The sequence below is a fragment of the Haloarcula sp. JP-Z28 genome (assembly GCF_011440255.1).
Lineage (GTDB): Archaea > Halobacteriota > Halobacteria > Halobacteriales > Haloarculaceae > Haloarcula > Haloarcula marismortui.
Genome location: NZ_JAAOHT010000076.1, coordinates 1 through 20605 on the forward strand (window position 1 = coordinate 1; position 20605 = coordinate 20605).

The window sequence follows — 20605 nt, forward strand, 5'->3', positions numbered from 1 at the left end:
CCGCTGCAGCCGATTCCGACACGAACCGGCTTATTGGGAACATATCGGGCACCGCTAGCGCGGTGCCCTTGCCCTCTTCGACTTTCAGCCGCTGCTCTCGCTATCAACAATCTCCTTCGCAAGAGCGTCTGGTCAAACGTCACGGTGGGGTCGGGACTGCCGCCGGAATTAGAGCCGGACTCATTGGCGGCGTTCCAGCGCTCTGGTCGCTGAAAGAGCTGTTAGTGGCTATCCCAACGATTCCGAATCCGCTTTGGTTCCGGGTCGTCGGCGTCGGACTCGCCCTCGTTGTTGGTGTGCTACTGCTTTTGCTCCCGATGGTAGTCGGTGGCCTGGCCGGCCGTTTCGGCGGCTGGCTGAGCAACAGGGCCATCCGCGGGTCCCCACGGCGGGGAGTTGACCCGGCGGTCGTCCCGGAAACAGGGACAGCAGTCTGTATGAATCAAGAAGCTATTTGATTCGTGACACCGAGAGAACGTGTATGTACGATGTTGTGGTGGTCGGCGCGGGTCCGGCTGGGTCCCGGTACGCGCGTCAGGCGGCGAGTCGGGGGCTCGACGTGGTGGTGTTCGAACAGGGAGAGATCGGCAAACCACTGGCCTGCTCGGGCCACGTGAGCACGGATATCTGGGAATTCACCGAGGACGCCCGCGACGAACTGTTCCAGAACGAGATTTCCGGCGCACGCTTTCACACGGGCGGTCCCGGAAGTCAGGACCATCCCTTCTACAAGGACGAGGTCATCTCGAACGTCATCGACCGCGTCGGCCTGGACAAGCACCTCGCGGAAGTGGCCCGCGACGCCGGTGCCGACGTTCGTGAGGAACACTCCGTCGTCGGCGTCACCGAAGACAGGGACAGCGTCACCGTTGAAGTCCGCGGCGACGACGGCGTCGAGACACACCGAGCGAAGATGGTTGCCGGCTGTGACGGCCCGAAGAGCCGCGTCCGGCGGGAACTCGACCTCCCGGAGCCCGACGAACTGCTGCATGGTGTTCTCGGGTTCAGCGACGAGGTGGACCACACCGACTTCGTCGACGTACACCTCACCGTCCCACGGTTTTTCGCCTGGCGCATCCCGCGGGGCGAGGCCGGTGTTGAGTACGGACTGGCGGTGCCGCCGGGCGATGACGCCCGCGGCCGTTTCGAGGAATTCGTCGACGGCTACGGCGTCGAAACTGACCACCGCTGTTCGGGACTCATCCCGATTGGCCCGCCGAAGCGAGTCACCGGCCGACGGTCGTTCCTCATCGGTGACGCCGCGGCCCAGACCAAGCCCTTCACCGGCGGCGGCATCCGCTACGGCATGACCGCCGCCGACCACGCAGCCCGAGAGATAGACCCCGAGGACCCGGCGACACTGGGCGAGTACGAGCGGGCGTGGCGCGACGACCTCCGGCAGGAAATCCGCCTCGGCCACGCGGTTCGGGCCGGCTACTCTGCGCCGGAGCCGATACAGAAAGCCGGGATGAAAGCCTTCGAAGGCGAGATCGGCGTCCACATGGACCGGCCGACGACGCTGTTCTCCCGGGAGCAGTTAGCAGCGCTGTTCTCCCGGTCCTGACGGACGTGTTACCGAACTATCGTGTGCAGGTAACGTTTTTACCGACCGCTGGAAAAGGGCGGGCGTGGTAACACGCCGACGAACCTACGTCCTCGCGGGCTTGCTCGTTCTTACCGGCTGCCTGACGACGGTCCTGCTCGCGCGAGTGCTCTCGACAATATTCTTCGCAATCACGGTCGCATACGTGCTCTTCCCCGTTTCGGAGTGGCTCGGACGCCACGGGCTCAACAAGCGACTGTCAGCGGCTGTGACGACGGGTATCGCCTTTGTCAGCGGCACGCTCATCGTCGTCCCGCTCGGGGCCGTGCTGTATCTCCGCCGTCGTGACCTGTTTACCTTCTTCCAGCAACTCCCGCCGATGGTGACCCTCGAAGTCGGTGAGTTTAGCTACCCGGTCGAGATTGCGCCGACGCTGATAGCCGCCCGAGAGACGCTCACGGCCGTCGCGGTCGACCTCGCTGCCGAATCGCCTGTGCTGGCGCTGAAAGCCGTGCTGTTTTCGATTCTTGTTTACGCGATACTCTGGCGGCCACAGGCACCAAAAAAGGCAGTCTATCGGACAGTGCCGGCGTCGTATCACGAGGTCGTCAACCGACTCCATCAGCGACTCCGGGGGACGCTGTACGCGATTTACGTTCTCCAGGCGGCGACGGCGTTCGGGACCTTCGTCGTGGCGTGGGTCGTGTTCTGGCTGCTGGGCTATCAGGGCGCGTTCGCGCTGGCGGTCGTCGCCGGCATCCTGCAGTTCGTTCCCGTCATCGGCCCCAGCGTGGTCGTCCTTACCATCGCTGTCGCGGATATCATCAACGGCAACATCACCGGGGCGGTACTGGTGACCGTATTCGGCCTCGTCTTCGTCGGCTTCCTCCCCGACGCGGTCATCAGGCCGAAACTCGCCCGCTACACGACCGGGCTCCCGGCCAGTCTCTACTTCGTCGGGTTCACCGGCGGCGTGTTAACACTTGGCGTCATCGGCTTTATCGCCGGGCCGGTCGTTATCGCGCTGCTGGTCGAACTGTCGTCGCTGCTGACCAGCGAGCGACAGGGGGACCAGCAGCGGCTGACGTAATGTTGACCGCACCAGCAGTTGCAACGACGCCTCAGTTCGTCTCCAGCGGCCGCCCCTGTGCCTCCCATTCGGTGAGGCTCCCCTCGTAGAAATCCACCTGCTCGAAGCCGAGATGCCGCAAGACGACGTAGGTGTGGCTAATGCGACGGGCAGTGTTACAGTAGAGGACGACACGCTTCTCGGGGACGATGCCGGCGGCTTCGAGAACGGACAGCGCCTCGTCTTGCGGAAGCAGTCCACGAGTCTCGTTGTCAACGAGGTTTCGCCAGTCCAGCAGCACCGCACCGGGGATGTGGCCCGCATCATACTCCTCGTCCTCACGGGTATCGACCAGCACCGCATCGGGGTCGTCCGCGGCGTCAGCGACTGCGTCCGGGCCGACCAGCGGCGTCGAGTCGGGTCGCGTCACCTCGTAGTCAGTTGGCTCGACGGTCGGCGTCTCGCCCGTCGTCTCCCGTTCGAGTTGCCAACTGGAGAAGTCGCCGTCGAGGAGATGTAGCCGGTCGGGGTCGTGGCCGAACAGTTCCGCAGTGACCAGAAACCGCGCGGCGAAGACGCCGTGGTGGTCGTCGTACGCGACGATGTCGCTCTCCGGCGTAATGCCGGCCTCTGAGAGTAGCTCCGCCCAGTCGTCTTCGTCGGGGAGCATTCCGTCGCCGGCATCGGACTCCGCGGCGTGTTCGTCCGCCCGGAATGAATCGAAAGGCACGTTCACCGCGCCCGGGAGGTGCCCGAGGCCATCGTACTCCCACGCGTCCCGCACGTCGACCACCCGGAGGTCGTCGCCCCGACTCGACACCCACTCCGCAGAGACGAAATCAGTCATCATCCACGCGTTACCGCTCCGTCCGCTTGAAAACTCCCATCACAGCCGGTCGAAGGTGGATGCAAATGCTGCCGCCTCTCGCGAGAGAGTGGCCTGACTCACATCCGGACATGGCACGCCATGGCCCCTGTCTGCTGGGCGGCCGAAGTATCGGGTAACAACACGTGACAGTAGGGGCAACATCTGCCTACACGGTGGATGAGTGGCCGAACATGCCGAAAGTCGTAGTAATATATGTCTGGTAGACTTACGCTTCGATGCATTATGACTGACTACGCTAACGACGTGCTCGTCTCGGCCGACTGGGTCAGCGAGCATCTGGACGAGTTCCAGAGCGACGACCCCGCCCACCGACTGGTAGAGGTGGACGTCGATACGGAACTGTACGACGAGAGCCACGCGCCCGGCGCGATCGGCTTCAATTGGGAGACGGACCTGCAGGACCAGACCACGCGAGACATCCTCGACAAGGAGGACTTCGAGGACCTGCTCGGTGCCCACGGCATCAGCGAGGACTCGACAGTCGTTCTCTACGGTGACAACTCCAACTGGTTCGCCGCCTACACATATTGGCAGTTCAAGTACTACGGCCACGACGACGTGAAGCTCCTCGACGGCGGCCGCGAGTACTGGGTTGAGAACGACTACGAACTCACCGACGAAGTGCCCGAGTTCTCCGAAGTCGACTACGAAGCCTCCGGTCCGCGCGAGTCCATCCGCGCCTACCGAGAGGACGTCGAGAACGCCATCGAGCGTGAACTGCCGCTCGTCGACGTTCGTTCGCCCGAAGAGTTCTCCGGCGAAATCCTCGCACCGCCTGGACTTCAGGAGACCGCCCAGCGCGGCGGCCACGTGCCCGGCGCACAGAACATCTCCTGGGCGGCCGTCACCAACGACGACGGGACGTTCAAAGACTACGACGAACTTGAAGAGCTCTACGCCGAGTACGGCATCGACGGCGACTCCACGACAGTTGCCTACTGCCGCATCGGTGAGCGCTCCTCCGTCGCCTGGTTCGCCCTGCACGAACTGCTGGGCTACGACGACACCATCAACTACGACGGCTCCTGGACCGAATGGGGCAATCTGGTTGGTGCGCCGATAGAGAAGGGCGAAGCGGACGACTAAGCGAAGCGCAGGAGTGCGCTTCGAATCGGAGCGGGGAGGCATAGCCGACCCGCGGAGAAGAGCGAAGCTGAGTAAGCGACAGCGCACGAAGCTTCGAATCGAAGCGGTGACGGCTTACTTTCTGATTTTTGTAGCGTTGTTCGAGAGCAAGAGCGTCGCTGAGACAGGGCTCCGCACCGAACAGTCAGTCGCCGACCTCGACAGACAGCGGTGTGCCCAACCGTACATTCAAGTCAGATGCGGGTCCTACACCCGGGTGTGGACCGAACCGAACTCGAACAGGAACTTCGCGATGCTTTCGACGCCAACTCGGATATCGTCACGGTCGTCGCCAGACAGGCACGGGACCTTTCGGAGTCGGACCAGTTCGTGACCGACTTCGGGGCGGAACTGACCGTTGAGGATGTCGTCGACAACCTCGCGGACGCGCCCGACGATTATCAACTCGCCGAGCGGTGGAACTGGTGGCTGGGTGCGCTTGACCTCTCACACGGCGGCTACGCGCGGTTCAGTGTGCGACAGGACATCGACAAGACATCCTGACTTGTCGCTGTCGGTATTTCTGCGTATGAAAAACGACGCGACGCCAGTCAGTGTACGCTAAGCCCGTGTGCCTCTCGTGCGTGTTCGAGGAGTTCCTCCGTTGTGTCAAACTCCTCACCGCAACTGCACGTGTGGTACGTCGTCGGGGATTGCTGGCGTGTCGCCATGACAAATAGATAATGAGCCCCGAGTATAATAATTGTTTATGCTAGCGTGATAACACTGCCCAGTAGATGTGTTATCTGTACACAATACCATATCCGAAAACATCTCATTGATAGTTTATAGCCACTGAGCGTCCAGATATCGTCGTGTTCTGGTTCAAACGTATTCTGTCTGTTCAGCGGTCGGCGACATGATTCGGTGAGAACCGACGAACGGAAACGGACGGGCCGCTTTCGTCTCGATAATGGATGTGCAGTTTCTCGGCGGGGCGGATGAGATCGGTCGAAGCGCCGTCCTCATCGACGAGTCGCTGCTACTGGATTTCGGGATGCTGACCGACTCGCCGCCACAGTTCCCGGTGCGGACCCCGTCGCCGGACGCCGTCGTCGTCTCGCACGGCCACCTCGACCACGTCGGGACCATCCCGGCGCTGGTGTCGGGCGACGCGCGGCCACCGATTCACTGGACACCGCCGACGTACGAACTGGCGATGACGCTCGCGCGGGACACGCTCAAACTCCACGGGGGAACGGTCAACTGTCCGTTTACCGAAACCAACGTCAGACGGGTGACGCAGGTGTCGGAGACCCACGGCTACCGCGAGTCGTTCGAGGCTGCCGGCTACGAGGTCACCTTCTACAACGCCGGCCACATTCCGGGCAGCGCGCACGTGCTCGTCGACGATGGCGACACCAGACTGCTGTACACGGGCGATTTCCACACCGACGACCAGCGCCTCGTGGCCGGGACGACGGCCCGTCCGGACGCGGACGCGGTCATCTGTGAGAGCACCTATTCCGATGTCGACCACGACCCCAGAGAAACGGTCGAGGGGCGGTTCGTCGAGAGCGTCGAGACGACGCTCTGGGAGGGCGGGACCGTCGTCGTGCCCGCCTTCGCAATCGGTCGAACACAGGAGATGCTGCTCGTCTGCGAGGCACACGACATCCCGTGTTACGTCGACGGGATGGGGAAGCAGGTGACCGAGATGCTCGGGCAGTACCCCGAGTTCGTCCGTGATGCGGACGCGCTTCAGCGGGCAAAGTCACACGCCCGGTTCGTCACGGGCAAAGACGGTCAGCGCAAGCGTATCACCGACCAGAAGGCGGCAATCGTCACCACCAGCGGGATGCTCTCTGGTGGCCCGGCGATGACGTACATTCCGGAAATCCGCGGGAATCCGATGAACAAGATCACGATGACCGGGTATCAGGTCGAGGGGACGCCGGGACGGGACCTGCTAGAGACGGGGAGTGCCGAGATAGACGGCCGGATTATGCCGGTCAGCGCACGGGTCGAGCAGTACGACTTTTCGGCACACGCCGACCGAGACGGGCTGTTTGCGTATCTCGACAGCTACCGTGACACGCCGGTACTCGTGAACCACGGCGACCGCTGTGAGGCCTTTGCAACCACGCTCCGCGAGGACGGCTACGACGCGACAGCGCCCGAGTTAGGCGCAACCGTCGCCATTCAGTAGGCGGTTGTATATGCGACCGCAGTCCCGCTCAGATACTCTCGTCCGCATCCTCGGCAGCACGCTGTTTCAGCCATTCGTCAAGCAGGTCGCGGACCGCAGCGTCCCGGTTGTCGCGATGGTCGGCGAACGCCTTGTCATCAATCGCGTCGAGCAACTCCTCATCCAGTTCGACCGCAACCGATTCGAGGTCCAGAAACGCTTCGTCCATTGATTACGGGGAGTTTGACCGCCAGCGAAATATATCCTCGTCAGACAGCCGTCGGTCAGTCGTGTGACAGAGGCCGCGACGACGAAAAATTCCAGAAGGGTTGCAGGAACCGCCGTGCTTTGATTACGACTCGTGTTGTATCCACGGCAGTGATGGGTTCGCTACAGTCTCTTATCGGTCCCCACCGGCTCGACGCGCTCGGCGCGTGGGCGGTAACGGGAATTCTCATCGGGGGCGTCGAACGGTTCGCGGCCGGTGGCCACTTCGATTGGGCAGTGCTCACGGCACTCCTCGTCGCTATTGCGGTCACGGTTCCGTTTGCCACGCGGGACCTCGAAACGACGGTGCCCGCGGAGTTACTCGGACTGGTCGCGGTTCCAGTACTCGTCCGGGCGGTTGGCGGTTTCCCGCAGGTCACCCCGTTTCTCGTGATCGCCGGGGTCGCACTGTTGCTGGCCGTCGTCCTTGATGCGTGCACCTCACTGACGATGACGCCGCGGTTCGCGACGGTGTTCGTCGTCATCGTGACGATGGCCGTCGCGGGCGTCTGGGCGGTCGGTATCTATGCGGCCGACACGCTACTGGGGACCGCGTTTCTCGATGGACAGACAGAGCTGATGTGGGACCTCGTCACTGCGGCAGCCGCCGGTCTCGTCGCTGGGGTCGTGTTTGAACTGTACTTCGAGCGGTCGACCCGCATCGCCCGACTGCGCGTCTCAGGAGCTGACGCCTCGGAGTTTGACCAGCCGGACGCGTCCCTTCCTGGAAACGGCACGCACCATCGCATCGCTGCCCGTGCGCTACAGGCTGTCCTCGGTGTACTATCTGCATTCGCACTTGCGCAGGGCAATGTGACGCTGTTCGTCAACAGCGGCGGCCCGCTAGCGATAACGTTCCTGCCGGCGCTGTTCCGCCGGGAGTACGGCTACGCGATGGACACCGGCCTCGTCCTGTGGATCACAGTGGCGTCGACGCTGCACGCGGCCGGCGCGTTCGAACTGTACGGAGCGTTTGGCTGGTACGACAGTCTGGCCCACGCCGTCTCGGCATCGCTCGTGGCCGGCGTGGGATACGCGGTCGCACGAGCAGTCGAACGCCACTCCGGTGCGGTTGCTTTCAACAGGAAGTTCCGCGCGACCTTCGTCGTTCTGTTCGTCCTCGCGGTGGGCGTCGGCTGGGAGATCCTGGAATTTGCCAGCGGCGGCATCGCGTCGATGGTCGGCGGCGAAGCGGTCCTCGCCCAGTACGGAACGAGCGACATCGTGAACGACCTCGTGTTCAATACGATTGGCGCACTCATCGTCGCAGGCTGGAGCACCGCCCATTTCGAGGGGCTCGCAGCCCGGCTCAGCGGGCGGGTCGGGCGGCTCACCAGCAGTGAGTGAGTCCCTGCTGTCGCTCTCCCGAAAGCGATTCTACCGTACAGACGGACCGAAACGTATGGAGCAGGCGCATCTCGGGTTCGACCGCTACTTCGAAGTCGTCATAGAGACTGCGGAGGCACAGGCTGCGGAGATGACTATCGAGCCAGGCCGGTCCGTGGGTGGGCCGGAGAACTACCACGCTGACAGCGACCAGTGGCTGTTCGTAGTCAGCGGTACCGGCACCGTCACTGTCGACGGTGATACCCACCACGTTGACGCCGGCGACCTCATTCGCATCGAGGCCGGCGAACGCCACGGCATCGAAAACGACGGGCCCGAGCCCCTAGAGACGGTCAACTTCTACACGCCGCCGCGATAGCCGCCTCAGGTTTCGGTGTCGTCGGCCCGAAAATGCGTTCAGCGTCAGTCAACGCCAGCTTCGGCGTCCATCGGGTCCTGAATGTCGCCGACGACCTCTTCGAGCAGGTCCGTGACCGTCACCAGCCCGACAACGTCGCCGTCCTCAAGGACGAATGCGAGTTCCTGACGCTCGGCCTGGAACTGGTCGATAGCGTCGCTGACGGTTGTGTCCGGCGACATCGTCATCGGCGGTGAGGCGACGGCTTCGAGGTCGATACGGTCAAGCAGGCCGCCGTTGCCGGCCTGCTCCTCGCGCTCGTCGACGAGCGCAGGGATGTAGACGATGCCGAGGAACTCTTCGAGCGCCTCACCGACGAGTGGGTAGCGGGTGTGTGGCGTTTCGGCGATCCGCTCGGCGTTGGTCGCATCGTCGTCGGTAGGCGACAACGCAACGATGTCTTCCCGCGGGACCATCACCTCGTTGACTTCGCGGTCGCCGACGCGGAACGCGGAGAGGACCTCCTCGCGGCGCTCGTCGGATACGTCGCCGCGGTCCAGAACGGAGCCGAGTTCGTTTCGCAGCTCGCCCCGGGACTCGATGCTATCGACTTCTGCTTCGAGCCACGCGCCGGACATTTCGACACCGAACAGCCCGAGTGTCCACTTGGCAACGCCGTCACCAACGGCGATAATCGGCGAGATGAGCCACGCAAAGTAGTACAGCGGCGTCGCGCCGTACCGACAGACGAACTTTGCGCGCTCGACACCGAGATAGGTTGGCGTCTGCTCGCCGTGGGTGAGATGGACGAGGTTGATGAGGAGGAACGCAATAGCACCGCCGACACCGACGCCGGCCAGAACCGACGACTCGAAATAGGGCTCGAAGATGGCCGCAAGCGCCGGCTCGGCGATGATACCGACGGCGATGCTGGAGGCGGTGATGCCGACCTGACAACTGGTGAGATAGATCTCCAGATCGTCAGTCATCTCCCAGGCACGCCGGAGACCGGGTTCGTCGAACTCCGATTCGGAGTACTGTCTGGCTCGCGTCAGTGCGAACTCGATGGCGACGAAGAAGCCGTTGGCGAGGATCAGGGCGAGTCCTGCAAGCAGCCTGACTGTGACTTCGACTGGTTGCATGTGCCGGCGGGGTTCACGGTCTGGCGGGGAAAAAGTGGGGATTGCCGGTCCCGCTCGCGTCGCGGCAGCACCGTCGACCGTCCTCAAGTACGCTCGAAATCGTATTCCACGCCGGTGAGGTCGGTTGAGACCGCCCAGAGCTGCTCGGCGGTTTCCTCGTCCTGTGACGCATCGTTGGACTGCTGGAACTCGGGCGAGCCGCGCATGTCGAACAGTCCGCCGGGACCGACGTACTCGCCGCCGATGACATCCTCGGCGGTGGCGGCGTACAGCATCGGCAGCGCGCCCTGTTCGGCTGATTGGGCGAAGACGGCGTTGGCAACGCCCATGGCCGCGGTTCGCAGCGTCGACCCCATCTCCCGCGGCCCGCGGAACTGGAGGTCGGTGTCGGCGTACCCCGGATGGCAGGCGACGCTTAGCACGTCGTCCCAGCCGTGGTTGCCCAGCCGCCGCTGGAGTTCGTAGGCAAAGAGGAGGTTTGCGAGCTTGCTCTGACCGTAGGCTGACCACTTCCCGTAGGAGCGCTCACGCTGGAGGTCATCAAAGTCGATTTCGCCCATCTCGTGCGCGCCGCTGGACTGCGTGACGATTCGGGATTCGCCGTCAGCGGCCCCAAGCAAGTCGAGCAGGTGCCCGGTCAGGGCGAAGTGGCCCAGATGGTTGACACCGAACTGCGTCTCGAAGCCGTCGGCTGTCTCGCTCCGGGGAATCGCCATGACACCGGCGTTGTTACAGAGGATGTCGACAGCGTCGTAGTCGGCCCGGAGGCCGTCGGCGAACGCCGCGACGTTCGACAGGTCGGCCAGATCACACTCTCGAACATCGAGCGTCGCGTTCGGAACGGCATCGCGAATCTCTTTGGCGGCCGACTCACCGCGTTCGACGCTCCGGCAGGCCATCACCACCGTTGCACCCCTGCGAGCGAACGCCTTTGAGCCTTCGAGTCCCAGCCCGCTGTTCGCACCAGTCACGACCACAGTTCGGTCCCTCAGCGGGGGCATATCTTCGATAGTCCAGCCTGTCATTGACGCAGATACGGGCGCGAGACACTGAAACCCATCGCCGGCGAGAGAGTGAGAGTCTTATGCCGTCGCCCCCGTGTTCCAGTGATGAGCGACGTGTCGATCACCGTCTACACGCGGGAGGACTGCCATCTCTGTGAGGAGGCCATCGAGACAATCGAGCGGGTCGCCGACGACGAGGGGGCCGCCATCGAACTGGACCTCGTTGACGTCGACGAGGACCCTGACCTCCGCGAGGAATACGGCGAACGCGTGCCCTACGTCTTCGTTGACGGGTCGCCGGCGTTCAAGTATCACGTCACCGAGCGACAGTTGCGCGAAAAACTGCAGCAGTCGGCGTAGCGGCCTCGGGCTCCCGACAGGCCGTCCGTCGCGGCTCCCACCGCAATTTATTAATTCTGGGATACGTTTCGTCGCTGATGCCCTCCAGTATCAGCAACACCGTGTTCAGCGAACCGTCCGGGCCACGGATTGCACTCATCCACTTCGCTGGTTCGCTTGTCTTCGCCGGTCTCTACGTGTCCGCCTGAAGTACCGACGGTTCTGCCGCGGCCACCTGGTTACTCGCTATGGTCGTCGGAACCGGATTAGCGGGCATTGCTGAGGCGTTGCCAAAGCACAGGCGGCAGTTGGCCGGCGTCTTGCGCTCGATCGCGATTCTCGTGTTTTTCTGTATCGTCGTTGTAGCCCTCGTCGTGCCCGGCTTCCTCGGTATCTGAGCACCACTCGCAGACCCGGGCCGTCTCGACGGCGACCACGGGTAGACCGGTGCTATCGCCCCTGCCCGACGGCTACCACGGGCTGGCCGGTGCTATCGTCCTTGCTCGACGGCACTGTGTAATGCTTCAGCCGCCGCCGCCGGGTCGTCGGCCTTCGTAATCTCGGTGATAACAGCTACACCGTCGGCCCCGGCGTCGACGACCGCAGTGGCGTTCTCGGCCGTGATGCCACCGATGCCGACAAAGGGGATGTCCACTGCCTCGGCAATTGCGGCGGCGCGGTCGGTGCCAACAGCGTACTCATCATCGTCGATGTCGTCTTTCGAGCCAGTGGCAAACACCGCGCCGACACCGAGGTAGTCTGCACCAGCCGTCGCCGCTTCCCGGGCGTCTTCGACGGTCGAGACCGAGCGCCCGATGACCGCATCGTCACCGAGGATATCCCGGGCAACAGAAACGGGGAGGTCGTCGTCGCCGAGGTGAACTCCGTCGGCGTCGATGGCCTGTGCGAGGTCGATGCGGTCGTTAACGACGAACGTGACGCCGGCCTCGCGGGTCAGTTCTCGCAGTTCCTGCCCGAGTTCGTAGCGTTCGCGTGCGGTCCGGTTCTTCTCACGGAGCTGGACGACGCCGACGCCGCCCTCGATCGCCTCCGCGACGATTTCATCGGTTGTCCGGCCCGCCGAGAGCGACGCCTGCGTGACGAGATACACGTCCCAGTCGACCATAGCAAGTGTCGGAACCGATGGCCCTTGTGTGCTGTGCGTTAGGTCAGGACTCTGTTTCGGCTGTTGAACTCGTCGTGTCCGCGTCGTCGGTACCGGCCTCGGAAGCGGTGAGCGCGCCGTCTCGGACGGCCATCCGAAGACCGAACTCGGCGATGTTGCCACCGTGCTCGGCTGTTCTGGCGAGGCTATCGAGGGCGCGAGTGAGCCGGTAGTCGGCGTCGCCCGATTCGAACAGCTGGCGGTCAAGGCTCGTTATCTGCTGGCGCACGGCCCGGCGCGTGGCCAGCGTCTGTCGGGCGGTGTCGACACAGGCGTCGCCAATGATCACACGGACAGCGTCCTCAACAACGGTGCGAACGTCCTGAGCGATATCTTCGAGGGCTGTGACGATGGAACCGGTTGGCTGGCCGTCGAGCTGGTCGGCGATGGTGCCGATGCGTTCGGCGTGGTCGGCCACGCGTTCGAGTTCGTTCGCGGTCCCCCAGAGGGTGAACAGTTCCGGACGCGTCAGCCCGAGCGCATCGATCTCATCAAGCCGTGCCAGGCCCCGCTCGAAGTAGCGGTCGATCATGGCGTGCAGCCGGTCGGCCTGCTCGTCACGGTCACCCCACCGGTCGCTGGTCGTCCCGGTTGTGAGGGCAGCCATCGCGTCCCGGTGCATCGACAGGGCAACGAACTGGAGCTGGCGAACCGACTGCCGGACCGACACCTCGCTGGCGTCGAGCAACGTCTGGACCGTCACGTGCGTTTCGGTCTCCTCGGCGATGGTTACGCCAGTCAGGTTTCGGGTGACGCGTTCGATGGCCCGGTGTTGCGCGTCGCTGTAGCCGTCGGGGAGTTCAAGAACGACGGACTCGACCCCGGCAGCGTAGGCCGCTCGCAACAACTGCTCGATTTCCGCCGGGTCGTCGTTTCCGACCTCCAGGGTGACGCGGTTCCGCGGCGTGGTCCGGGACTCGGGTGTCTGAATCACGAGTAGCCCGTCGATGTGCGTGTGGAGGTTCACCGTCGTTCCGGCCGTACAGTTCTCCGATTCGGCCCACTCTTTCGGTAGTGAAACCGTGTACGTCCCGCCGCCGACGGTCTGTATCTTTCGGGTTTCCATGCTTAGTAGATGAGTTCGGAGTCGGTTTCGACCATGTACAGCGTGCGTGCCGCGATGTTGACCGCGTGGTCGCCAACGCGTTCGAGGTCTCGAACCGTCAGCAGGAGTCGGGACACATCATCAAGCAACTGCTCAACCGCCCAGCCGTCGTCGCCGTCGGCCTCTCGTTCGATGAGGTCCCGAGCGACAGTCTCGCTGGCCCGCTGGCAGAGCGCGTCGAGCGCGTCGTCGTCAGCCGCGATAGCGCGGCATTCCTCGACGTCTTCACGCCGATAGGCATCGATACTGCGCTCGACCATCTCAGTGGCTTCGCGGCCGATCGTGTCGACGTCGACCTCGGGAGCGAGTCGACGGTCGGCAGATTGTGCGTACGCTGCGAGGTTCGTGGCGAGGTCCGCGATGCGTTCGAGGTCGGTGATAATCTTGAACGAGGCGGCGACAAAGCGGAGGTCGGTCGCGACCGGCTGCTGGAGGGCAAAGAGGTCGATACAGTCGGCTTCGAGGGCCAGATACAGCTCGTTTATTTCGTCGTCGCCGTCGATGACGGACTGCGCCATCTCCCGGTCGACGGTCCGGAGCGCAGTGAGCGCCGCTTCGAGCCGCTCGACGACGAGGTCGCCCATCTCGACCACGTGCTCCCGGAGTTCGTCCAGCAGTTGCTGGTACGACTCGCGTGACATAGTTACCCGAACTTGCCGGTGATGTAGTCCTCGACACGCTGGCTCTCGGGGTTCTCGAAGATCTTGTCCGTGTCGTCGTACTCGACGAGTTCGCCACCGGTGAGGAACACGGCAGTCTGGTCTGAGATGCGGGCCGCCTGCTGCATATTGTGGGTGACGATGACGACGGTGTAGTCCTTCGACAGTTCCTCGACGAGGTCCTCGATTTTCGACGTTGCAATGGGGTCAAGCGCCGACGCCGGCTCGTCCATCAAGATGACCTCAGGGTCGACAGCCAGACAACGGGCAATACAGAGCCGCTGTTGCTGGCCGCCCGAGAGACCGAGCGCGTTGTCGTCGAGGCGGTCGCTGACCTCCTCCCACAGGGCAGCCTGTTTCAGTGACCGCTCGACGAGTTCGCCCTCCTGTTCCGTGTCGTCGCGGCCGAACAGACGTGCGAGCAGGCCCTTGTTGATGTCGCCGTGTTTGCGGGGACCGTAGGAGATGTTCTCCCGGATGGATTTCGGGAACGGGTTCGGCGACTGGAACACCATTCCGATACGTTTGCGCAGTTCGACGAGGTTGGCGTTAGGGTCGTAAATTTCGGTGCCCTCCAGCTCGACCGAGCCGTCGATGCGGGCGGCCTTGATGCGGTCGTTCATGCGGTTCAGGCACCGCAGATACGTCGACTTGCCACAGCCCGACGGGCCGATGAGCGCCGTGACGCTGTTTTCCGGGATCTCCATCGAGACGTCCTTGAGGGCGTGGTCGTCGCCGTACCACACGTCGAGGTTCTCGACCGAGAGCTTCGTGTCGCCGTCGAACTCGTAGTGCCGCCACTCGTCGCGGACTTGCTCCTCGCTCTCACCGGCCGTCGTCTCAGCGCTCGGCGATGTGGTTTCGACCGTCCGTTCGCCGTTCGTTTGCGTGTCCGTGCTCGGCTCCGTGTTGATGCTATCACTCATAGTTGAGTTTCCTCCGGAAGTACGTCCGCGCCGTGATACCGACCGCGTAGAACGTCAGAACAACCATCAGCAGGATAAACGCCGTCGCCCACCCCATCTGTGGCGACCCAGACACCCCGGCCGCGATAACGGCCCACACCTGCGTCGGTAGCGACGCTGAGGCCGTCAGCAAGGCGTCGTTGGCGATGAACGGCGGCCCCGATACGAAGCGGAAGCCGCCGATGACATCGACGGCAGCCGTCGCGTTCAGCGTCGACCCGAGGACGAGAATGAGCGGAGCAGTCTCGCCGGCGATGCGGCCGACGCCGAGGATGACACCGGTGATGACGCCCGGCATCGCCGCCGGCAGGACGACACTCTTGATGGTCTCCCACTGGGTCACACCCAGCGCTGCGCTGGCGTCACGATACTCGTCGGGGACGGCCTTGATCGACTCCCGCGAGGTGATAAGCACCAGCGGCAAGAGCATGAACCCAAGGACCAGCATCCCGGCCAGCAGGGACTCGTCACCGCCCAGTCGGGGAATCAGGAACGCCGCCCCGAACAGGCCGAAGACAATGCTCGGCGTGCTCCAGAGCGCGTTCGTTGCGATTTCGACGAGCGCGGTGAACCGTCCCTGCTCGGCGTATTCAGTGAGGAACACCGCTGCACCGACACCCAGCGGGACCGCGAACAGCGTCGCACCGACGACCAGCCACACCGTGCCGATGATGGCAGGCATGATACCGCCGGGCTCGGCCCCCAGCGGGATGTAGGCCTGCATCACCATCGGCCACGAGAGGCTCCCCTCGTTGGCAATGGAGACGCCGAGAACATTGAATGACGTGCCGGTAACGGCCACGTGCAGGCCCACCAGCGCAGTGAAGCCGGCCGTGCCGACAAGTCCGAGTCGCGTCTCCTCGGTCAGGAGCCGGCGGGTGATCGTCTCTTCGCTGGACCGCTTTGCGACGGTCGTGAGCGTTGCCAGTGCGAGCGAGGCCACCGCGGCCCCGAGTGCGATTGCCGGCACAAGGTTCACCGGGCCGACCAGTGGATTGATGCCGGCGACTGGCTGGAGCAACAGCGCGGCCAGCAACAGCCCGAGTCCGCCGAACACACCCAGCGTGAACAGCGGCGCCTCGGACTGTGCGCTGTCCGCGAGCGTCGGCCCGTCGCTTGTGAGCACGCCGACAAGCGGGTAGACTGCGAGACCGCCCGCGGCGACCGACCCAGCGACGACGGCGGCGAAGCCGAGCGTCTCGCCGAGCGGCAGGCCGAACGGAGCGGGGCCGAAAACGAGGAAGAAGCCGGTGAGGACGACGAGCGCGAGAACCGCGGTCGGGACGGCCTGTCGAATCGAGCCGGCCCGCTCGGACTGTGTCCCGACCTTTCGGAGCGAACCGAACGAACGGAAGAAGGTGACCGCGAGCAGCAGCGCCGGCGCGATAAGCAGCAACGTCCCAATCGTCGTGTCGGGCGTCACCGCAAGTGCCGTATCGAGCGGCTGTCCCTGTCGGTTGACCTGGACGATATAGGCGTAGGAGTAGCGAAGCGGCGACCCGGTGACGAGCACGCTCACGAGCACCGCGGCAAGCGCGCCGACTGCCGCCAGTGGGAGGACGCGGAATAGCTGTCGAGCGCCGGTGTTCCAGTCATTCGTGCCCGCAGGTGTGCGAGCGAACTGGACCGCGGCGAGAAGGGCTGGCGTCAGGAGGACCAGCGCGGTCAGCGCACCGACCGAGAGCCCGTGGAAGGCATAGCCGACGCCTTTGAACGTCACGAACACGACGATTGTCGCCATCACAGCCACCATCAGGAAGGCGTTGAGGTTGATGACGAGGAAGGCCCCGTACTCCCGGCCCCGAGCGCCGAATCCGGCCCGGCACTTGGCGGCCGACCAGGCCGACAGGAGCGTCCCGACCAGAAGGAACACGGGGATGACCGCGCCGCCGGTGAAGCCACCGGAGAGGGTCTGCGGGTTCCACTGCCAGCCGACGCCGATGGTGCCGGTTACGATTGTCAGCCCGAGCGCGCCGACCACGATGGCTGTCGGGAGCGTCGAACCGAGGTCCTCGCGAGGGAGAATTGCCAGCAGGAACAGCCCGACGCCGGCGACGACAGCCCCGACGAGCCACAGAAGTGAGCCGGCACTGGTGAGTGCACCGCCGATGGCAGCCCCCATAGCAAGGCCGACCGCGCCGAGCGCGCCGCCGGAGAGCAGCCCGGCGCTCATGTTCGGTTCCGTGTCCACGAGTTCGAGTCGGGAGGAGACACCGGCGGCAGTGATCGCCAGCGCTTCGGCCAGCAACACGGTTCCAAGCAGCGTCGCCATCGTCACGGGAAGGACCGCGGCAAGCGCGGTCAGCGCAAGCGTCGAAACGACGAGGCCCAGCCCGATGCCGCGCACTCGCTGTGAGGTGACCGGGACGACGTTGGTGTAGGAGGCGAGGCCGGTGATCCCGACCGCGCCGACGACGACAGCAAGTAGCGTCCCGAGCGCCGTGGTGAGGGCACTGCCACTGGCACCGGGCGGGACCAGATTCACCAGCGTGATGAGTCCGAGCGTGAAGCCGACGACGCTCAGTGCGATCGCCGTATCCAGTCCCCGGTCGTAGCTGTTCGAGTCTGCACTGACGAGTCGGTCCGTAGTCGCGTAGGCGTCACTCATTGTTGCCCCTTCAGTTTCCGCTGCATACGCCGCTCGATGTACTGCGAGACGATGCTCATCCCGGCGACGATGACGAACAGCATGACGCCGGCGACGAACAGCACGTCGACGGTGCTCTCGGATGCGCTCCCGTACTGGGTCGCGATCAGGCTGGTCAGCGTCGCGTTCGCGTCGAAGATGTCGAACAGTGGGTCGGCGAACTGTGTCCCCGAGGCCATGATCGCGGCGACGGCCATCGTCTCGCCGATGGCTCGACCCAGGCCGAGAATGACGGCCGCGGAGATGCCCGAGAACGCCGCCGGGATGGAGATGCTCTTCATCGTCTGCCACTCGGTCGCGCCCATGGCGACGGAGCCGTCACCCATCGACTGGGGGACACTGGAGAGAGCGTCCTCGCCGACGGAGACGACTGTCGGGAGCGCCATCACGCCCACGACGATCCCCGCGATGAGGAAGCTCGCCCCGTCATCGAGGAAGTTCGTCTGAATGAAGCCGTTCAGCACCTGAAAGCCGATGAACCCGTAGACGATGGAGGGGATGCCGGCCAGAATCTCCACGCCGGGCTTGATCAGTTCCCGCAGGCGGTCGCTGGCGACCTCGGCGATGAACAGCGCGCCGAACAGGCCAAGCGGCCCCGCAACCGCACCCGCGATGATGGTTACGACCACTGTCGCCCATATCATCGGTATCAGCGAGTACGCCCCGCTAAGGGGGTTCCAGTAGGTCGAGTCCGACGGCAGCACGGATTCGAGCCAGAAGAACCAGCGAGCGTCCCCGCCCTGTTCCGGGATCAACAGCAGTCCAAGTCCACGTTCGAGAAACGCTGGCAGTGCGCTTGCGAACAGGAAGAACGTGATGAACGCGACGGTCAACACCGTTAGCACCGTCGCAACCAGCGTGAGTAGGCGTGCAACCTCAGCCTGATAGGTGACCCAGCCGACCGCCGTGACAAACACGAATGCCAGCAGCATGGGCAACGCCAGCGCCGGCCGAAACAGGAAGACAAGAATCGTCGCCACCAGCGTCGTCGCTATCGTGACGACGGCGAGCGTCGACCCGTCGACTCTGTCCCCGCCCGACACCGCCTCGCCCTCCGTTGTAGGTATATCCTCTGTCATAGTATGGAAAATCGACCGATACGGCCGATAACTGTCAGATGTGGTCCGAGCCGTGGGCGATTACACTTGGTCGGGGAGCTTGGCGCGCTCTTCCTCGCGACGGCGTGCGCCGAGCTTGAAGTAGTTGTTCGGCGCGACGAAGGTGTCCTGACCGAAGTCGGACAGGATCATGTTGATGACCGCGGCCTCTTTCTTCGAGGTGCCTTCCCACGTGTACATGTGGAGGTCACGCGAGAGGGGGTAGGCCTTCGAGTCGAGGCCGTTCTGGTCGTCCTGATAGCTGTAGGTCGTCCCTTCCCACTCCAGCGCGATGGGAGCCAGCCCGTCAGTGTCGATAAACGCCAGCGCGAGGTAGCTGATGGCGTTGTCGGCCTGTGCGACAGCCTGCGCGAGGCGCTGGTTCTGCCCGTATCGGTTGGCAACAGAGGTGTCCTCCTCTGGGTTGCCGAAGACGTTGGAGACGAAAGAGGTTCGCGTCCCGGAGCCCTTGACACGGCCCAGCACCTGAATCTCGCGGTCCGGGCCGCCGAGTTCGCTCCAGTTGGTGAGTTCACCTTTGTAGAGGCTTTTAAGCTGGTCGCCGGTGATCTGCTCGACGCCGGCATCGGCGATCTCCTGGGAGACGACCAGTGGCTGGCCGTCCACACCGACGACGTGGTCGATGAACTGGTCGTAGGAGTCACGGTCCGGAAGTTCGTCCTCAACGTTCCCGGAGGAGTTCCCGATGTCGTTCTGGCCGTTCATGACCTTCTCGACGCCGGTCCCAGAGTGAGAGAGGCCAACAGTGAACTGGAACGGCGGCCCGTCCTCGCCGCCGGCCTCGAACCCGTAGAGACCGCCCCAGTAGTCCGCGAGGTTCTTTTCCGTGTCGATATCGTACTCGCCGTGTGGCCAGTACTCGCTGTCGCTGGCCGGCCGGTTTGCGTTCCAGTACGAGGCCGCGGTGTTGGCGATAGGGTACACCGTCGAGGAGCCACCGGATTCGAGTGCGGTGGTACCGCCGGAGCTACCGCCCTCGTCGGTGCTTTCGGTCGCTTCCATCTCCGTCGACACCGCTTCGGTGTCCGCACTCTCGCCGGAGCTCCCGTCCGACTCGGAGTCGCCGCTGCCGCTGGAACAACCGGCGATCGCAGCGATACTGGTCGCACCTGTCGTTGCGATAAATTTCCGCCGCGATACGAACTCTGACAGCCCGTTTGAGTCGTGCGCCATCAACAGAAGCCAACAGGACAGCTAATAAGTAATCTGCTAAGATAGCTATATCTATTGGGTTACTACTATATAGAATTAGTATGACAAACACTCGCAAACAGGTGTGAATATAATAGCTTATTCGTCTGATTTAGGCCTCCAAGTACCCAAATACGTCGAATATGAAGGATAATTATGTATCTCGGCGTGTTAGCCGTCTTCGCCGCCACTGCCAGCAAAAATTGCCGAAGAGTCGGCGTCCAGCCGGCGAATATGTCCCCAAATATTAGAACTCCAATACAGTATATAGATATGAGTGGATTTATATCATCGCATGAACGAGTGTCAGTCACATGGAGACACGCAAGGTCCAGGTGACGGGCGGGTCGACATACACCGTCTCACTACCCAAAGAGTGGGCGACAGAAAACGACGTGAGCGCGGGCAGCGTCGTCGAATTCCACGCTGAGCGGGACCTGCTGCTGCTCGCTCCACAGCGGGACAACGGCCGCGTAGAAGGGAGTCTCGACGTGGAGGGACTCGAAAACAGGCACGAACTCACGCGAGCGGTGATGACGATGTACGTCAGTGGCTTCGACATCAT

21 protein-coding genes and 1 pseudogene are annotated in these 20605 nt (G+C 63.6%); 11 read left to right on the plus strand and 11 right to left on the minus strand.

Going from position 1 to position 20605, the window contains the following annotated elements:
• From G9463_RS24100 to G9463_RS19935, 3 genes are all read left to right on the plus strand, one after another.
• Window positions 1–458: DUF5518 domain-containing protein (locus tag G9463_RS24100; RefSeq protein ID WP_240150090.1), on the plus strand; the 458-nt coding region annotated here is incomplete at its 5' end.
• A gap of 23 nt (window positions 459–481) precedes the next feature.
• Window positions 482–1564 (plus strand): geranylgeranyl reductase family protein, encoded by a 1083-nt coding sequence (locus tag G9463_RS19930; RefSeq protein ID WP_165897637.1) that lies wholly within the window; start codon window positions 482–484, stop codon window positions 1562–1564.
• A 64-nt stretch (window positions 1565–1628) separates the two neighbouring features.
• A complete protein-coding gene (locus G9463_RS19935) occupies window positions 1629–2633 on the plus strand; it encodes an AI-2E family transporter (RefSeq protein ID WP_165897638.1) in 1005 nt (334 codons plus the stop codon).
• 31 nt (window positions 2634–2664) lie between these two features.
• On the opposite strand, the gene G9463_RS19940 is transcribed toward G9463_RS19935, so the two are convergent.
• Window positions 2665–3459, minus strand: coding sequence for a sulfurtransferase (locus G9463_RS19940; protein WP_165897639.1), 795 nt, complete (start codon window positions 3457–3459; stop codon window positions 2665–2667).
• Between the two features lie 264 nt (window positions 3460–3723).
• Between G9463_RS19940 and G9463_RS19945 the strand changes: the two genes are divergently transcribed.
• The 3 genes from G9463_RS19945 (at window position 3724) to G9463_RS19955 (ending at window position 6775) form a co-directional block, all read left to right on the plus strand.
• A complete protein-coding gene (locus tag G9463_RS19945) occupies window positions 3724–4587 on the plus strand; it encodes a sulfurtransferase (RefSeq protein WP_165897640.1) in 864 nt (287 codons plus the stop codon).
• A gap of 237 nt (window positions 4588–4824) precedes the next feature.
• Complete coding sequence (locus tag G9463_RS19950) at window positions 4825–5130, plus strand: hypothetical protein (protein WP_004958552.1); 306 nt, start codon at window positions 4825–4827, stop codon at window positions 5128–5130.
• A 409-nt stretch (window positions 5131–5539) separates the two neighbouring features.
• Window positions 5540–6775, plus strand: coding sequence for an MBL fold metallo-hydrolase (locus G9463_RS19955; RefSeq protein WP_007189275.1), 1236 nt, complete (start codon window positions 5540–5542; stop codon window positions 6773–6775).
• A gap of 28 nt (window positions 6776–6803) precedes the next feature.
• On the opposite strand, the gene G9463_RS19960 is transcribed toward G9463_RS19955, so the two are convergent.
• Window positions 6804–6983, minus strand: coding sequence for a ribbon-helix-helix protein, CopG family (locus G9463_RS19960; RefSeq protein WP_004958557.1), 180 nt, complete (start codon window positions 6981–6983; stop codon window positions 6804–6806).
• 152 nt (window positions 6984–7135) lie between these two features.
• Between G9463_RS19960 and G9463_RS19965 the strand changes: the two genes are divergently transcribed.
• Window positions 7136–8368, plus strand: coding sequence for a DUF2238 domain-containing protein (locus tag G9463_RS19965; RefSeq protein ID WP_165897641.1), 1233 nt, complete (start codon window positions 7136–7138; stop codon window positions 8366–8368).
• 55 nt (window positions 8369–8423) lie between these two features.
• A complete protein-coding gene (locus G9463_RS19970; protein WP_165897642.1) occupies window positions 8424–8726 on the plus strand; it encodes a cupin domain-containing protein in 303 nt (100 codons plus the stop codon).
• 44 nt (window positions 8727–8770) lie between these two features.
• On the opposite strand, the gene G9463_RS19975 is transcribed toward G9463_RS19970, so the two are convergent.
• Complete coding sequence (locus G9463_RS19975) at window positions 8771–9847, minus strand: CNNM domain-containing protein (RefSeq protein ID WP_004958565.1); 1077 nt, start codon at window positions 9845–9847, stop codon at window positions 8771–8773.
• A gap of 83 nt (window positions 9848–9930) precedes the next feature.
• Window positions 9931–10872, minus strand: a complete 942-nt coding sequence (locus G9463_RS19980; RefSeq protein ID WP_165897643.1) for an oxidoreductase — start codon at window positions 10870–10872, stop codon at window positions 9931–9933.
• A gap of 84 nt (window positions 10873–10956) precedes the next feature.
• On the opposite strand from G9463_RS19980, the gene G9463_RS19985 reads away from it, so the two are divergent.
• Together G9463_RS19985 and G9463_RS19990 are read left to right on the plus strand one after the other, a co-directional pair.
• A complete protein-coding gene (locus tag G9463_RS19985; protein WP_004958572.1) occupies window positions 10957–11211 on the plus strand; it encodes a glutaredoxin family protein in 255 nt (84 codons plus the stop codon).
• Window positions 11212–11288: 77 nt separating this feature from the next.
• A pseudogene (locus G9463_RS19990) lies at window positions 11289–11588 on the plus strand (hypothetical protein).
• 92 nt (window positions 11589–11680) lie between these two features.
• Here the strand turns inward: G9463_RS19990 and thiE are convergent.
• Genes thiE through G9463_RS20025 form a run of 7 tightly spaced genes read right to left on the minus strand, consistent with a single transcriptional unit; the run spans window position 11681 to window position 20022 of the window.
• Complete coding sequence (thiE, locus tag G9463_RS19995; RefSeq protein WP_165897644.1) at window positions 11681–12316, minus strand: thiamine phosphate synthase; 636 nt, start codon at window positions 12314–12316, stop codon at window positions 11681–11683.
• Between the two features lie 43 nt (window positions 12317–12359).
• Window positions 12360–13421, minus strand: coding sequence for a phosphate uptake regulator PhoU (locus G9463_RS20000; RefSeq protein WP_004958577.1), 1062 nt, complete (start codon window positions 13419–13421; stop codon window positions 12360–12362).
• Between the two features lie 2 nt (window positions 13422–13423).
• Window positions 13424–14101: a phosphate signaling complex protein PhoU gene (gene phoU, locus G9463_RS20005; protein WP_121302438.1), complete on the minus strand. Its 678-nt coding sequence runs from the start codon at window positions 14099–14101 to the stop codon at window positions 13424–13426.
• 2 nt (window positions 14102–14103) lie between these two features.
• On the minus strand, window positions 14104–15045 hold the full coding sequence (gene pstB, locus G9463_RS20010; RefSeq protein ID WP_004958581.1) for a phosphate ABC transporter ATP-binding protein PstB: 942 nt from the start codon (window positions 15043–15045) through the stop codon (window positions 14104–14106).
• The gene (gene pstA, locus G9463_RS20015; protein WP_165897645.1) at window positions 15038–17692 is read right to left on the minus strand and encodes a phosphate ABC transporter permease PstA; all 2655 of its coding nucleotides are present in this window, start codon (window positions 17690–17692) and stop codon (window positions 15038–15040) included. Before pstA ends, pstB begins: the two co-directional genes overlap by 8 nt.
• On the minus strand, window positions 17689–18810 hold the full coding sequence (gene pstC, locus G9463_RS20020) for a phosphate ABC transporter permease subunit PstC (RefSeq protein WP_121302436.1): 1122 nt from the start codon (window positions 18808–18810) through the stop codon (window positions 17689–17691). Before pstC ends, pstA begins: the two co-directional genes overlap by 4 nt.
• Window positions 18811–18870: 60 nt before the next feature.
• Complete coding sequence (locus G9463_RS20025; RefSeq protein ID WP_165897646.1) at window positions 18871–20022, minus strand: substrate-binding domain-containing protein; 1152 nt, start codon at window positions 20020–20022, stop codon at window positions 18871–18873.
• A 332-nt stretch (window positions 20023–20354) separates the two neighbouring features.
• Between G9463_RS20025 and G9463_RS20030 the strand changes: the two genes are divergently transcribed.
• Window positions 20355–20605: AbrB/MazE/SpoVT family DNA-binding domain-containing protein (locus tag G9463_RS20030; protein ID WP_165897647.1), on the plus strand; the 251-nt coding region annotated here is incomplete at its 3' end.

Bases quoted from the DNA above. Each gene is read 5' to 3' on its own strand.
- G9463_RS19930 (WP_165897637.1), top strand. From the start codon at position 482: ATGTACGATGTTGTGGTGGTCGGCGCGGGTCCGGCTGGGTCCCGGTAC.
- G9463_RS19940 (WP_165897639.1), bottom strand. From the start codon at position 3,459: ATGACTGATTTCGTCTCTGCGGAGTGGGTGTCGAGTCGGGGCGACGAC.
- G9463_RS19945 (WP_165897640.1), top strand. From the start codon at position 3,724: ATGACTGACTACGCTAACGACGTGCTCGTCTCGGCCGACTGGGTCAGC.
- G9463_RS19950 (WP_004958552.1), top strand. From the start codon at position 4,825: ATGCGGGTCCTACACCCGGGTGTGGACCGAACCGAACTCGAACAGGAA.
- G9463_RS19955 (WP_007189275.1), top strand. From the start codon at position 5,540: ATGGATGTGCAGTTTCTCGGCGGGGCGGATGAGATCGGTCGAAGCGCC.
- G9463_RS19960 (WP_004958557.1), bottom strand. From the start codon at position 6,983: ATGGACGAAGCGTTTCTGGACCTCGAATCGGTTGCGGTCGAACTGGAT.
- G9463_RS19965 (WP_165897641.1), top strand. From the start codon at position 7,136: ATGGGTTCGCTACAGTCTCTTATCGGTCCCCACCGGCTCGACGCGCTC.
- G9463_RS19970 (WP_165897642.1), top strand. From the start codon at position 8,424: ATGGAGCAGGCGCATCTCGGGTTCGACCGCTACTTCGAAGTCGTCATA.
- G9463_RS19975 (WP_004958565.1), bottom strand. From the start codon at position 9,847: ATGCAACCAGTCGAAGTCACAGTCAGGCTGCTTGCAGGACTCGCCCTG.
- G9463_RS19980 (WP_165897643.1), bottom strand. From the start codon at position 10,872: ATGACAGGCTGGACTATCGAAGATATGCCCCCGCTGAGGGACCGAACT.
- G9463_RS19985 (WP_004958572.1), top strand. From the start codon at position 10,957: ATGAGCGACGTGTCGATCACCGTCTACACGCGGGAGGACTGCCATCTC.
- thiE (WP_165897644.1), bottom strand. From the start codon at position 12,316: ATGGTCGACTGGGACGTGTATCTCGTCACGCAGGCGTCGCTCTCGGCG.
- G9463_RS20000 (WP_004958577.1), bottom strand. From the start codon at position 13,421: ATGGAAACCCGAAAGATACAGACCGTCGGCGGCGGGACGTACACGGTT.
- phoU (WP_121302438.1), bottom strand. From the start codon at position 14,101: ATGTCACGCGAGTCGTACCAGCAACTGCTGGACGAACTCCGGGAGCAC.
- pstB (WP_004958581.1), bottom strand. From the start codon at position 15,045: ATGAGTGATAGCATCAACACGGAGCCGAGCACGGACACGCAAACGAAC.
- pstA (WP_165897645.1), bottom strand. From the start codon at position 17,692: ATGAGTGACGCCTACGCGACTACGGACCGACTCGTCAGTGCAGACTCG.
- pstC (WP_121302436.1), bottom strand. From the start codon at position 18,810: ATGACAGAGGATATACCTACAACGGAGGGCGAGGCGGTGTCGGGCGGG.
- G9463_RS20025 (WP_165897646.1), bottom strand. From the start codon at position 20,022: ATGGCGCACGACTCAAACGGGCTGTCAGAGTTCGTATCGCGGCGGAAA.